Raw genomic sequence first — 12,093 nt, forward strand, 5'->3', positions numbered from 1 at the left:
GCCCTAGGCCGGCGCGTCGTCCTTGCGTTGCAGCACGGCGCCGAAAAAGCCGTCGGTGTCGTGCTGGGCCGGGGTCAGCTTCATGAAATCGCCGGTGGCGACATCGGGCAGGATGTCCGAGGCCGGGACGACAAAGAAATCGTCGTGCTCTTCCAGGAACTGCGCGATCACATCGTCGTTCTCGCGCATCAGGATCGAGCAGGTGCCGTAAATCACCCGACCGCCGGGCTTCACCAGCGAAGAGCCGCGGTGCAGCAGCGACGTCTGGATGGCCGTGATCTCATCCAGATTGGTGCCCTTGGAGCCCCAGCGGGCATCCGGATTGCGGCGCCAGGTGCCGGTGCCGGAACAGGGCGCATCGACCAGAACCCGGTCGAAATCCCATTTGTGCCGCTTCAGCCACGGGTCGCTGGTGCCGGTGATCAGGCGGCAGCGGGAATTCTGCACGCCCGCCCGGCGCATGCGCTCGCGCGCACGTTCCAGCTTGTGCTCGTAGATGTCGCAGGCGGAGATGCGGCCGCGATTGTCCATCATTGCCGCCAACGCCAGGCTCTTGCCGCCCGCGCCGGCGCAGAGATCCAGCACATGCATGCCGGCATGGGCATCCACCAACTGCGAGAGCAGCTGCGAGCCCTCGTCCTGCACCTCCACCAGACCCTTGCGGAAGGCCTGCACGGCGCCCAGCGGCGGCCGGCCCTCGACGCGAATGCCCAGGGGCGAGTGCCGGGTCGGCCGGCTGAGAATGCCTTCCTCGGCCAGCGCGGCCATGGCCGCGCCGCGCTCGATCATGAGCGTGTTCGCGCGCAGGTCGAGCGGCGCCTGGTCGAGCATCGCCGCCAGTTCCTCTTCGACCCGGTCGCCCAGCGAGCGTTCCAGCTCCGCCGCCGCCCATTCCGGCACTTCCAGGCGGATGTGCCAGGGCATTTCCTTCGGCATCAGGCCATGGTTGATCACCGCGAGCGCCAACTGCGCCTCGGCGGCATTCAACGGTCGGGCGCCATAGCGGCCGCCGGTGAAGGAACTGTTGAACAGGCTGGGAGCGTGGACCGCCTGGTCGATGATGACCCAGCCGCGCGGCATGGGCGGCAGTTTCGCCTGGGCCAGCCACCAGTCATAGCGCGAACGGTGGCGGAGGACCCGGAACACCTGGTTCGCCACCACGTTGCGGTCGCGCGACCCCATAAAGCGGCGGAACCGAAGCTGGTTGCTGACAACGCGATCGGCAGGTAAGTCGCTGGACGCGACAGCGGTCAGGATTTCGATGGAGGTGGCGACGCGGGCTGCTGGCGTCATGCTGAACTCATTCTCAGGTTAGGGGCGCCGCTCGGCGATGACGCCGTAACAGTACATACAACGCGCCAGATCCCCCATCTTTCGCATGTGCATCCGTTATCGCAGCAACGTGTTGATTTAATGGCGGCGTCTCCAGCCAACGCGGGACACTCCGCCGGAGCACACCCACGGCATCCTCCCGCCGCGATGCCATTGGATCCCACCCCTTGCCGGTGATCACCAAAACCAAACGACGGTTCATCGTTCGACTGGCCGCAACGAAGCGATTGAGCGCCTGGTGCGCTTCTTTTTGTGTCATTCCATGGAGGTCCAGCCGCCCTTCGATCGGCATTTTTCCCTTACGTAGGCGCTGAGCCGTGCGTTTGTCCAGGCCCATGACCGGGATTTTCGTCGAGATTTGTCGAGCGGATGCCGGCGCCTCGGCCGTTCGGGGTTTCGCCGCCGCAACCGTCGGTGTGGGTTCGGGCGCCGGCGCGGTATGGCGCTCATGCCGTTCCGGACCGACCGACGGCACCAGTGTCCGGCGCCGCAACGGCGTCACCGACTGCGCCACCCGCTGCCAAAGATCGCGTTCCTCCAGACTCAGTCGCCGGGGTGCCATGGCCTAGTCCACGGTGTCCGGCAGATAGCGCCAGGCGAAGATGCGCCAGTCGTCGGCGGGCGCATTCGCCTCGGGCCCGTTGTCCGGCCGGCCGTCGGCCGCAAGGCGGAGCGTGATGCCGCCATAGCGCCACGCTTCCTGCCAGCCAGCCAACCCGCCCAGGGCCAGGGCCAGCGTGCGCTGGCGCAGCCGATGCATGACCCAGACATTCAGGGTGGTCAGCGTCAGAATGATGCCGCTCGCCAGGATGGCGAGGCCCCAGATCCAACCGCCCAGCATCCAGGCGCTTGCCGTGCAGCAGAGCGTCGCCACCAGCGGCAAGCCGTTGTCGAACGCACTGTGGGTGGGCGAGTCCTTGCGGTTGTAGTGGCGCAGATCGACGCCGATCAGCAGCAGCCGGTCCCGCTCCGCGTACCAGATGCGCTCGAACAGGGACTGATCGTCGTCCACAACCGCACTCGCCTCGTTCACCGTTCGGCTCGCCCGTGACCGCTCAGGTGATGGGAATGTCGGAGATGTGGGCGCGGAAGGCCGGCCGGGTCAGGAGCCGGTCATACCAGGCGCGCAGATTGGCCATATCCTCCGGCCGGTTCTCGATCGGCATGCCGAACCAGCGATGCACCATGCTGCCAAAGGGAAATTCCGCCATGGTCAGGCGGTCGCCGCCCACGAAATCCCGCCCTTCGAGCCGGGCATCCAGCATGCGGAACGCCGCGGCGGAGGCCTTGATGCCCGCACGGATCGAGTCCCAGTTCTGCTTGTCCGGCGCGGTGCGGATCAGGCCCCAGAACACGTCGCGCATGGCCGGTGCCAGCGTCGTCTGCTGCCAGTCCATCCAGCGGTCGAGGTCGGCGCGGACGGCCAGATCCTCCGGATACAGGCCGCCGAAATCGTGCTTGGCGGTCAGGTAGCGGACGATGGCGTTCGATTCCCACAGCACCAGATCCCCGTCGATAATGGTGGGCACGCGGCCGTTCGGGTTCATGGCCAGATAGTCCGGCTGGTCGTTGCCGCCGAACTCGCCGCCGATATCCGCCCGCTCGAACGGCACGCCCATCTCCGCCGCGGCCCAGGTCACCTTCATGACATTGCTGGAATTGTTCCGGCCCAGAATCTTCAACATGCGTTCCATCCCTCGGTCGATCGTTGGCAGGCGGCAGCGCTAGGCCGCCACTCAGGGCGCCGCGCGACGCGGCAGCAGCACGTATAGCCGACCCCGCGACTGCATGCGACCGGCAAGATCGGCTGCCCGCTGCCCGGCGCCCCAGAACAGATCGGCCCGCCCGGCGCCGCGGATGGCGCTGCCGGTGTCCTGGGCGACGGTCAGCGTTTGCAGGCGGGAGTCGTCCGGCCCGCCCGGACCTTCCACGTCGAGCCAGACCGGCAAACCATAGGCGATGCGGGTCGGATCGACCGCCAGCGAGCGCTCCGGCGTCAACGCCATACCTCCGGCACCGACCGGGCCGTCGCCGTCGATCCAGCGGAAATAGATATAGCGCGGATTGCGCTGCATCATGGCCGGCGCCTCGACCGGATGGGCGCGCAGCCAAGCGGCGATGGACTGCATCGACACCGCCTCGCGAGAAATTTCGCCGTCCGCCACCAGATCACGACCGATGGCATGATAGGGCCGGCCATTGGCGCCGGCAAAGCCGACCCGCGCGGCGCTGCCGTCGGGAAACACGATGCGCCCGGACCCCTGAATATGCAGAAAGAAGGCGTCGACCGGATCGGCGAGCCAGGCCAGTTCCAGCCCTCGCCCCGCCAAGCTGCCGCGGTCGATGGCGGTGCGGTCGAGGCCCGCCAGCGCCGGATCCGCCGGCGGGCGGTAGAGCGGCACCGGAAAGGCGGGACTGCGCACGCGCGCGCCGGTCAGGCTGGGTTCGAAATAGCCCGTGACGAGGGCCGATTCCTCCATCCGACCGACGCGGAAATGCCGGGCGATCCAGGCGGAATCCACGTGCCGGCGCTTCTCCGCCGCCGTGCAAACCGCCTGCCAGGCCGCCGCATCGACGACACCCGGACGGCCTTGCCACGGCCGGCGCGCGCAGGAGCGCTTCCAGGCCTGTAACCATTGCGAAAGGTTCGTGTCCCGGCCCCAGCCGGGCAGCGAACTCAGCGCATGCGGGGAAGCCGGTGCCGGTTGCACCGCCGGCTGGCGCGGCAGCGGGCGGTCCGAGGGCGCACAGGCGGCCAGCAGCAACAGGGCCGCCCCCAGCAACGGCCGGGCGAACCGACAAGCCAGGCGGCCCGCGCCGTGCGTTTCCGGGTGTTTCATGACAGGCAACGGACCGTCAGGCGTCTGCGGGCACGTCCTGGATTTCGACCAGCGTCCAGTTCGGATCGCCCGACCGGACGTCGCGCCCGAAGGCCCAGACATCGGTCACCGACTCGATGGTTCCATGCTGACCCTGGATCGCATGGCCCTCGCCATTGCGGACCACCTTGATCTGCTCGGACTCGATCCGCAGCGTCACCTGGGCCATGGACCCGTCCAGCTGCGCCTCGACAATCTTGGCCTCGCGAATGCGGACCAGCGTGGCTTCCAGCGTCTCGCCCGCCCGCTCGCGCCGCGTCATCTCGCTGTCGAGCGTGGTGTAGACGCCACTGCTCGTCAGCGAACGCAGCGTGTCGCGGTCGCCATTGGCGAAGGCGCTGACGATCAGCTCGAACGCGGTCCTGGCGCCGGTCGCAAACGCGTCCGGATCGAACGAGCGGTCGGCGCGCCGGATTTCGGCGAGGCCCCGCTCCAGGGGATCGCTCGGCAGGTTGCGCGGTCCCGGCATGGCGATCACGTTGTCGTCGGCCGCGGCCTTGCCCTTGGCGCGTTCGGTCGGGCCCGACCGATCTCCCTTGGCCTGCGGATCGCGTTCATGGCCCATGCGACGGCCCAGCACGCTGCGCAGCCGGATGACGAGGAAGGCCGCCACCATGCCAAAGAACAGAATTTCGAGAAATGCCGATCCGGCGTCCATATTTACCGCTCCAAGACGACCGTCGCCGTACCACCAAATCCCGGAGCCGCCATCGTTGGCGGGTTTGACCCCGGAACCAAAACCGGAGAGGGTGCAAATAACCGCCCCGGTATTATATCATACATAGTCCGTCACCCCTGAAAGGGCAAGCATGCTCCCGTTTTTCCTGTTTATCGGACTGCCGATTCTCGAGATTGTCCTTCTGGTCATGGCCGGCGACGCCCTTGGCCTGTGGTGGGTGGTTGGCTGGATTTTTCTGAGCGCCATGATCGGTATCATACTGGTGCGCCAGCAAGGCCTCGCCGCCATCGCGCGGGCGCAGGAAGCCCAGGACGCGGGCGAGCTTCCGGTCGGTGCCATCCTCACCGGCATCCGCCTGGCGTTTGCCGGCGTGTGCATGATCGTGCCGGGCTTCATCACCGATGCCATCGGGCTGCTGCTGCTGTTGCCCTGGACCGGCGACGCGCTGGGGCGCGTCATGGCAGCCAAGGTGCGGATGCATTCCACCTGGACCGGCGGCGGGCGCACCTATAGCGGCAGCTATCGCTATCCCCCGGACGACGACACCATCGACGCGGACTATGAGGTGGTCAATCCGGGCTCGCCGCCGGCCACCACCTCCCCCGGCTCGCCGCCGGAGCAGCCGGAGCGGCCGGGCCGCAACCCCTGGCAAAAGGGACGGATCGAAGGCCCGGATCGCGGCTAAACGCCTAGTTGAGGCGCCGTCCGGCCCCATGCTAGCGCCACTGTGCCGATTCCCGGGCCCGCCCCGATCCCGAGGGCGAACGCCCCACCACCAGGACAGTCGATCCCATGAACACGCCGACCCCGCCCAATCCCGCCGCGTCTCCCGAGTCGCCGCTGGCCATTTCGGTTCAGTACGTCAAAGACTTCTCGTTCGAGAACCCGAACGCGCCGCAAAGCCTGACCGACATGGCGCAAAGCCCGAGCATCACCGTCGACATGAATGTCGACGCCAACCAGCTGGGCGAGCGCCAGTTCGAGGTGTTGCTGCGCCTGGGGGCCAAGGCGGAAAAAGACAGCCGCACCATTTTCGAGGTGGAACTGGTCTATGCCGGCATCTGTCAGGTCAACGCAATCGTGCCGCAGGAACAGATTTCGCCGCTGGTCATGATCGAAGCGCCGCGCATGCTGTTTCCCTTCGCCCGCGGGATCATCGCCAACGCCACCCGTGACGGCGGATTCCCGCCGCTGCTGCTGAACCCCGTCAACTTCGTCGCGCTCTATCAGCAGATGGCGGCCCAGCAGGCCGCCCAGCGCGAAGCCCAGGCCGGCCAGGCCGGCGGGGCTGACAACGCGATCTGATGCACCGAGCGGCTGAACCGAAGGGTTTGGCCGCCGGAGCTGAGAGCGCTTTCGGCACTGGTTGACCCACTTTCCTGCCCCATCTCCCGCTTCCGCGAGGACAGGGGGAGATGGGCTGGTGAGCCAGCGGGAAAAGACCTCGCTCTACCCCAGGCGCATCACGCCGAAACGCCGCCCGGTCGCTTGGATCGGGCGGTTTTTTTTCAGGCTGTCTCCCCTCAGGCCGTCTTTTCCGCCTCGCCGCGCAGCCAGAGGGCGTTTTTCAGCCCGTCGGCGACAAAGGCCCGGTGGGCCTCCGCTTCCGCCGCAGTCGGGGCGTGGGGGCGCGGCGGCCGTGCGGCGACGGTTTCCACCGGACCGGCCAGCCGCATGGCGTCGCCGTCGACCGACTCGCTCCGGGCCGCCGGGCGCGGTTCGGCAGCCAGGGCAAAGCCCGGTTGCCGCCCGCCGACCAATTCCAGATACACCTCCGCCAGCAACTGGCAGTCGACCAACGCGCCGTGCAGGGTGCGCACGGACAGGTCGACATTGAAGCGGCGGCAGAGCGCGTCCAGGCTGGCCGGCGCGCCGGGGAAGCGCTTGCGCGCCATCAGCAGCGTGTCGATCAGCCGGTCCTGCGACAGGCCGGGCCGTTTCAGGCGCGCCAGTTCCGCGTTCAGGAATTTCAGGTCGAACGCGCCGTTGTGGATCACCAGCGGCGCGTCGGCGATGAAGTCCAGAAACAGCTTCACTTCGGCCCGAAACAAGGGTTTGTCGGCCAGAAACTGCTCGGAAAGGCCGTGGACCGCAAACGCCTCCTGCGGCATGTCCCGTTCCGGGTTCAGATAACAATGGTAGAAGGCGCCGGTCGGCACGTGATTGCGCAGTTCGAGCGCTGCGATCTCCACCACCCGGTCGCCCTGCAACGGGTCCAGGCCGGTGGTTTCGGTGTCGAGCACGATTTCGCGCATGGCTGGGCCTCCTGAACCGAGGGTTTAACGGGCGCCGAGATCGCGCAGCACCGCGGCCAGCGCCTCGCGCGTCACGCGGCGGCCGAGGCCCGAGGGCACGACATAGTCCGCCAGCCGGCGCTTGCGCGCGTCCGGCATCTGTTTTGCCAGCACCTGTTGCAGCCGCTCCTCCGTCGCACCCGGCCGGGCGAGAACGCGGGCGCGCTGGATATGCGCCGGTGCGGAGACGACAATGGTGGCGTCGCAGCGCTTGTCGCCGCCGGTCTCGAACAACAACGGCACGTCCCGCACCGCAAAGCGCTGCCTGCGGCGCGCCACCCGGGCGAGGAACGCCCGCTCGGCGTCGCCGACCCGCGGGTGTAGAATCCGCTCCAGCCGGCGCAACGCGGCCGTGTCGCCGAACACCCGCTTGCCGAGTTCCGGCCGGCTGACCGCGCCATCGACGACAACGCCGGGAAAGGCCTCCTCGACCGCGGCAACGGCGGACCCGCCCCTGGCCATCAATTGATGGACCGTCGCATCCGCATCGAAAATCGGCAAGCCCATCTGACGCAACATGGCCGCCGCAGTGCTCTTGCCCATGCCGATGGAGCCGGTCAGGCCGATGACGAAAACCGAGCGTTTCACGACAACAAATCCCTCACAATCGTGGCATGCAGATCCGGCGTGACCTCCGGCCGGTGGCCGAACCAGCGTTCGAACCCGGGCCGGGCCTGGTGCAGCAGCATCCCCAGGCCATCCACCGTGCGCAAGCCGCGCGCGGCAGCGGCGGCAAGCAGTGGCGTTTCGAGCGGCACATAGACGATGTCGTTCACCACCGCATCCACCGGCAGCGCTTCCAGCCGCACCTCCAGCGGCGGCTGGCCGTGCATGCCGAGCGAGGTGGTGTTGACCACCAGACCGGCCCCGTCCATGGCCGCTTCCCGATCCTCCCACCGCACCGGCCGAACCGCGGGACCGTTGTCGGCGGCCAGCGCCTCTGCCCGCGCCAAGGTGCGGTTGCAGAGCCGCACCTCCGGCACACCCGCTTCCAGCAGGGCGAAGATCACGGCCCGTGCGGCACCGCCCGCGCCCAGCACCAGGGCCGGCCGCGCGCGCGGCCAGTCCGGCACCGACTGGTCGATATGGGCCAGGAACCCGAAGGCATCGGTATTGTCGCCGGACAGGCTGCCGTCGGCCTGCACCGTCACCGTGTTGACCGCGCCAATGCGCTCCGCCGCCGGTGTCACACTGTCGACCAGACGGCGGGCGGCCTCCTTGTGCGGCAGGGTGATGTTCCAGCCGCGAAATCCGACCTTGGGCAGGGCGGCAAACGCCTCGGCCAGATGCTCCGGGCGGATGGCCAGCGGCACATAGGCGCCATCGATGCGATAGCGTTCCAGCCAATAGCCGTGAATATGCGGCGAGCGGGAGTGGGCAATCGGCCAGCCCATGACTCCGGCAAGGCGCGCGGCTCCGGAAATGCTCATGCGGGGATGGCTCCCTCCTGGCGCAGGGTCGCAAGGACCGTCAGCAGCGGCAGGCCCAAAATGGTGAAAAAATCGCCCTCGACCCGGTCGAACAGCAAGGCACCCGGCCCTTCGAGCTGGTAGGCGCCGACCGACTGGCAGACCGCGTCGCCGGCAAGCCCCAAATAATGATCCACGAACGCCTCGCCGAACGGCCGCATGGTCAGGGTGGCGATGGCGGTGTGGCGACACAACACCCGCTCGCCCCGCCGCATGTCGACGGCGGTGATGAGCCGATGCGCCCGGCCGGCAAGGTCCAGCAACCGCGCACGGGCCTCGGCGAGGTCGGCCGGCTTGTCGAACCAGGCGCCATCGCACTCCATCATCTGATCGGCGGCAATGACGATGGCATCCGGCGCCTGGGCCGCGACCACCGCCGCCTTGGCCGCAGCGAGATCAGCCGCCACCGCTTCCACCGTCTTGCCGGCACGCTCGCCGGCCTGCTTGATGACCGTTTCGTCGACGTCCGGCCGGATGACGGCGAAATCGAGCCCGGCATTGCGCAGCAAGGTGGCCCGCACCGCGCTGCCGGAGGCCAGAACCAGTTTCACGCCTTGTCCTCCGCATCCTGGACGGAAGAGGAACCCGTCCGTTGCTCGTAGAGTTGAATGATCGCCGCCGCGGTTTCCTCGATCGAACGTCGGGTTACGTCGATCACCGGCCAGTTTTTCGACAGGAAAAAGCGGCGCGCCTCGCGCACTTCGCGCTCGACCCGTTCGGTGTCGATATACGAGGTCTCCGCATCCTCGTGCAGCATCAACAGGCGGTTGCGGCGAATCTGCACCAGCCGGTTCGGATGCACGGTCAGGCCGATCACCAGCGGCCGGGTCACCATCGACAGCGCCTTTGGCAAGGCGATGTCCGGCACGAACGGCACATTCGCCGCCTTCAACCCCCGATTGGCGAGATAGATGCAGGTTGGCGTTTTCGACGTGCGCGAGACGCCGACCAGCACAATGTCGGCGTCGTCCAGATCCTCGGTCGCCTGGCCGTCGTCATGGGCCATGGTGTAGTGCATGGCCTCGATGCGGCGGAAATAGGCCGCGTCCAGCTCGTGCTGACGGCCCGGCAAGCCGCGGGACTGGCCGCCGACATGACCGGCAATGGCGTTGATCACCGGGTCCAGCAGCGCCACGAACGGCAAACCCATCTGCCGGCAGGCCGCTTCGAGCGCACCGCGCAGGCTCTCATCGACCACGGTGCAGAGCACCAGCCCCGGATGGGCGGCAATGCCGTCGATCACCCGCTCCATCTGCGCCGGGCTGCGCACCAGAACCCAGAAATGCTCGGTCGCCTCCACACCCTCGAATTGCACGAGGCAGGCGCGCGCAACGCTGCGCACGGTGTCGCCGGTGGCGTCGGAAACAAGGTGAAGGTCGAGATGTTTCACGTGAAAACTCGGAAGGACACGGCTCAAATCGGACGGGCGACGGCAGGCGGGGATAGAGTTGGGGACAAAATCCGCGGAGGTGTTGACAGCATAGTGCGGTTTTCCCCAACCGCAATTTTCATCCCCGTGCTGCAGCTTCCATCCCGTGCTCATCCCCAGCGGGAAAACCTGGGGACAATCCGTTCGGATGGCGATTCGTCCCCGATTATCCCCATCGGCTCGACCGGAATCCGCCCTGCGACTCTGGCACGGAGAGGCGATTTGGCCGGTTTATACACACAATTCACCGAATTATACACAGGCCAGAACCCATCCCCGGCTTTGTTCGCACCGGCTCGCAATCACGGGGATTCACCGTTTCCACCGGCCAGCAACCACAACAACCAATTTATAACTCTAGTTGTAACTGGAAACCGGCGGCGGACCCCATCCGGTTGGGCGCCCCGACCGGTCGGAGGTTCGAGACCATCGTGCCAAAACTCCTGCTTGAGACCCTGTCCGGCGCCGCCCCGAACGGATCGACACCCAGCGGATCGGCCCCGCCGATCTGGCTCATGCGCCAGGCCGGCCGCTATCTGCCGGAATACCGGGCGCTGCGGGCCGAGGCGAAAGACTTCGTCCATTTCTGCCTGTCGCCCGAATTGGCGGCCGAGGCGACGCTGCAACCGATCCGCCGCTTTGGCATGGACGGCGCCATTCTCTTTGCCGACATCCTGTTGTTGCCGCATGCGCTGGGCCGCACGGTGCGGTTCGTGGAAGGGCGCGGGCCGGTGTTCGAACCGCTGGAACGGGTCGATGACCTCGCGGTTCGCGATGGCTGGCAGCAGATCACGGCGCCGGTGGCCGAGACGGTGCGCCGGGTGAAGGCGGAACTGCCGGCCCAAACCACGCTCATCGGCTTTGCCGGCGCGCCCTGGACCGTGCTGACCTATCTGATCGAGGGCGGTGGCAGCCGCGATCATATGCGCAGCCGACAATGGGCCTATGGCGACCCGGCCGGCTTCCAGCGCCTGATCGACGTGCTGGTCGAGACGACCATCGAGTATCTGGCCGCCCAGATCGAGGCCGGGGCCGAGGCTTACCAGCTATTCGACAGCTGGGCCGGCGCCCTGACCGCCGACGGCATGGAGCGCTGGAGCCTGGCTCCTTGCGTCGCCATTGCCAGTGCGCTGGCCGAGCGGTATCCGCACGTGCCCTGCCTGATGTTTCCGCGGGCGGCGGGGCCGTTGCTGGCGCGCTACGCCGCGAATGGCGCGTTTGCCGCGATTGGCATCGACAGTTCCGTGGCGCCGGCCTGGGCCGCCAGCGTGTTGCAGCCGCATGCGGTGGTGCAGGGCAATCTCGACCCTGCCGTGCTGATCGCCGGCGGCGAGGCGATGCGGGCTGCGGTGCGGGACATCGCCATGAATCTGGGCGGCAAGGGCCGGCATATCTTCAATCTCGGCCATGGCATCACGCCGGAAACGCCGCCGGACCATGTGGCGGAGCTTGTGGCCCTGGTGCGCGGGGCGGCCTGAGATGACGGATTTTCTGGCGAGCCTCTATCCCTGGACCAAGGCGCTGCACATCATCTCGGTCATTGCCTGGATGGCGGGCCTGCTCTATTTGCCGCGGCTGTTCGTCTATCATTGCGAGGCCGCGCCCGGCAGCGAGGCCAGCGAGCGGTTCAAGGTGATGGAGCGCCGGCTGTTGCGGGCGATCATGAATCCGGCCATGGTGGCGGCCTATCTGTTCGGTGTGTCGCTGCTGTTCACCCCGGGCCTGGTCGATTGGTCGGCGGGCTGGATTTACGTGAAATTCGGCGGCATTGCGGTGCTGACCGCGATGCATCACGCCTATGCGGTCTGGTACCAGCATTTCCGGGACGACCGGCCCAGGCGGCGGCCGCGGGTTTATCGCATCGCCAACGAGGTGCCGGCCCTGGCCATGATCGTGATCGTCATCATGGTGGTGGTGCGCCCGTTCTGACGGTTTCCGCCGGCCGATGTCGAAATATGTTTGACGTTGACGGCGACAGCACCTACATGCTTGGCACAGGTCTGTCTCGGGC

General features: G+C 67.3%; 15 protein-coding genes. 4 read left to right on the top strand and 11 right to left on the bottom strand.

What is annotated here, in order from left to right; all coding sequences use genetic code 11:
* Positions 1–3 precede the first annotated feature (3 nt).
* Genes H6844_00770 through H6844_00795 form a run of 6 tightly spaced genes read right to left on the bottom strand, consistent with a single transcriptional unit; the run spans position 4 to position 4,869 of the window.
* Positions 4–1,293 (bottom strand): RsmB/NOP family class I SAM-dependent RNA methyltransferase, encoded by a 1,290-nt coding sequence (locus H6844_00770; protein ID MCB9927938.1) that lies wholly within the window; start codon positions 1,291–1,293, stop codon positions 4–6.
* Between the two features lie 13 nt (positions 1,294–1,306).
* Positions 1,307–1,894: a Smr/MutS family protein gene (locus tag H6844_00775; GenBank protein ID MCB9927939.1), complete on the bottom strand. Its 588-nt coding sequence runs from the start codon at positions 1,892–1,894 to the stop codon at positions 1,307–1,309.
* A 3-nt stretch (positions 1,895–1,897) separates the two neighbouring features.
* Positions 1,898–2,344: a hypothetical protein gene (locus tag H6844_00780; protein ID MCB9927940.1), complete on the bottom strand. Its 447-nt coding sequence runs from the start codon at positions 2,342–2,344 to the stop codon at positions 1,898–1,900.
* A gap of 43 nt (positions 2,345–2,387) precedes the next feature.
* Positions 2,388–3,017: a glutathione S-transferase family protein gene (locus tag H6844_00785; GenBank protein ID MCB9927941.1), complete on the bottom strand. Its 630-nt coding sequence runs from the start codon at positions 3,015–3,017 to the stop codon at positions 2,388–2,390.
* 51 nt (positions 3,018–3,068) lie between these two features.
* Positions 3,069–4,172, bottom strand: a complete 1,104-nt coding sequence (locus H6844_00790) for an MltA domain-containing protein (protein MCB9927942.1) — start codon at positions 4,170–4,172, stop codon at positions 3,069–3,071.
* 16 nt (positions 4,173–4,188) lie between these two features.
* A complete protein-coding gene (locus H6844_00795; GenBank protein ID MCB9927943.1) occupies positions 4,189–4,869 on the bottom strand; it encodes a Tim44 domain-containing protein in 681 nt (226 codons plus the stop codon).
* 151 nt (positions 4,870–5,020) lie between these two features.
* Here H6844_00795 and H6844_00800 point away from each other — a divergent pair, with 151 nt between their 5' ends.
* Together H6844_00800 and secB are read left to right on the top strand one after the other, a co-directional pair.
* A complete protein-coding gene (locus tag H6844_00800; protein ID MCB9927944.1) occupies positions 5,021–5,575 on the top strand; it encodes an FxsA family protein in 555 nt (184 codons plus the stop codon).
* Positions 5,576–5,682: 107 nt separating this feature from the next.
* Positions 5,683–6,195, top strand: coding sequence for a protein-export chaperone SecB (gene secB / locus H6844_00805; protein MCB9927945.1), 513 nt, complete (start codon positions 5,683–5,685; stop codon positions 6,193–6,195).
* Positions 6,196–6,413: 218 nt separating this feature from the next.
* Here secB and dnaQ read toward each other — a convergent pair whose 3' ends face one another.
* The 5 genes from dnaQ to H6844_00830 are packed head-to-tail and all read right to left on the bottom strand — an operon-like array spanning position 6,414 to position 10,043.
* Entirely contained in the window at positions 6,414–7,145 is a 732-nt protein-coding gene (gene dnaQ, locus H6844_00810; GenBank protein MCB9927946.1) for a DNA polymerase III subunit epsilon, read from the bottom strand.
* Positions 7,146–7,169: 24 nt separating this feature from the next.
* The gene (coaE, locus tag H6844_00815) at positions 7,170–7,727 is read right to left on the bottom strand and encodes a dephospho-CoA kinase (protein ID MCB9927947.1); all 558 of its coding nucleotides are present in this window, start codon (positions 7,725–7,727) and stop codon (positions 7,170–7,172) included.
* A 41-nt stretch (positions 7,728–7,768) separates the two neighbouring features.
* Complete coding sequence (locus H6844_00820; protein ID MCB9927948.1) at positions 7,769–8,614, bottom strand: shikimate dehydrogenase; 846 nt, start codon at positions 8,612–8,614, stop codon at positions 7,769–7,771.
* The gene (locus tag H6844_00825) at positions 8,611–9,204 is read right to left on the bottom strand and encodes a Maf family protein (GenBank protein MCB9927949.1); all 594 of its coding nucleotides are present in this window, start codon (positions 9,202–9,204) and stop codon (positions 8,611–8,613) included. The genes H6844_00820 and H6844_00825 overlap by 4 nt, the downstream gene beginning before the upstream one ends.
* Positions 9,201–10,043, bottom strand: coding sequence for a kinase/pyrophosphorylase (locus H6844_00830; protein ID MCB9927950.1), 843 nt, complete (start codon positions 10,041–10,043; stop codon positions 9,201–9,203). Before H6844_00830 ends, H6844_00825 begins: the two co-directional genes overlap by 4 nt.
* A 434-nt stretch (positions 10,044–10,477) precedes the next feature.
* Here H6844_00830 and H6844_00835 point away from each other — a divergent pair, with 434 nt between their 5' ends.
* Both H6844_00835 and hemJ read left to right on the top strand, forming a co-directional pair.
* The gene (locus H6844_00835) at positions 10,478–11,560 is read left to right on the top strand and encodes a uroporphyrinogen decarboxylase (protein ID MCB9927951.1); all 1,083 of its coding nucleotides are present in this window, start codon (positions 10,478–10,480) and stop codon (positions 11,558–11,560) included.
* Between the two features lies 1 nt (position 11,561).
* A complete protein-coding gene (hemJ, locus tag H6844_00840; protein MCB9927952.1) occupies positions 11,562–12,011 on the top strand; it encodes a protoporphyrinogen oxidase HemJ in 450 nt (149 codons plus the stop codon).
* Positions 12,012–12,093 lie beyond the last annotated feature (82 nt).

The organism is Alphaproteobacteria bacterium (genome assembly GCA_020638555.1).
Taxonomy (GTDB): Bacteria; Pseudomonadota; Alphaproteobacteria; order Bin95; family Bin95; genus JACKII01.

Bases quoted from the DNA above. Each gene is read 5' to 3' on its own strand.
- H6844_00770 (MCB9927938.1), bottom strand. From the start codon at position 1,293: ATGACGCCAGCAGCCCGCGTCGCCACCTCCATCGAAATCCTGACCGCT.
- H6844_00775 (MCB9927939.1), bottom strand. From the start codon at position 1,894: ATGGCACCCCGGCGACTGAGTCTGGAGGAACGCGATCTTTGGCAGCGG.
- H6844_00785 (MCB9927941.1), bottom strand. From the start codon at position 3,017: ATGTTGAAGATTCTGGGCCGGAACAATTCCAGCAATGTCATGAAGGTG.
- H6844_00790 (MCB9927942.1), bottom strand. From the start codon at position 4,172: ATGAAACACCCGGAAACGCACGGCGCGGGCCGCCTGGCTTGTCGGTTC.
- H6844_00795 (MCB9927943.1), bottom strand. From the start codon at position 4,869: ATGGACGCCGGATCGGCATTTCTCGAAATTCTGTTCTTTGGCATGGTG.
- H6844_00800 (MCB9927944.1), top strand. From the start codon at position 5,021: ATGCTCCCGTTTTTCCTGTTTATCGGACTGCCGATTCTCGAGATTGTC.
- secB (MCB9927945.1), top strand. From the start codon at position 5,683: ATGAACACGCCGACCCCGCCCAATCCCGCCGCGTCTCCCGAGTCGCCG.
- dnaQ (MCB9927946.1), bottom strand. From the start codon at position 7,145: ATGCGCGAAATCGTGCTCGACACCGAAACCACCGGCCTGGACCCGTTG.
- coaE (MCB9927947.1), bottom strand. From the start codon at position 7,727: ATGGGCAAGAGCACTGCGGCGGCCATGTTGCGTCAGATGGGCTTGCCG.
- H6844_00820 (MCB9927948.1), bottom strand. From the start codon at position 8,614: ATGAGCATTTCCGGAGCCGCGCGCCTTGCCGGAGTCATGGGCTGGCCG.
- hemJ (MCB9927952.1), top strand. From the start codon at position 11,562: ATGACGGATTTTCTGGCGAGCCTCTATCCCTGGACCAAGGCGCTGCAC.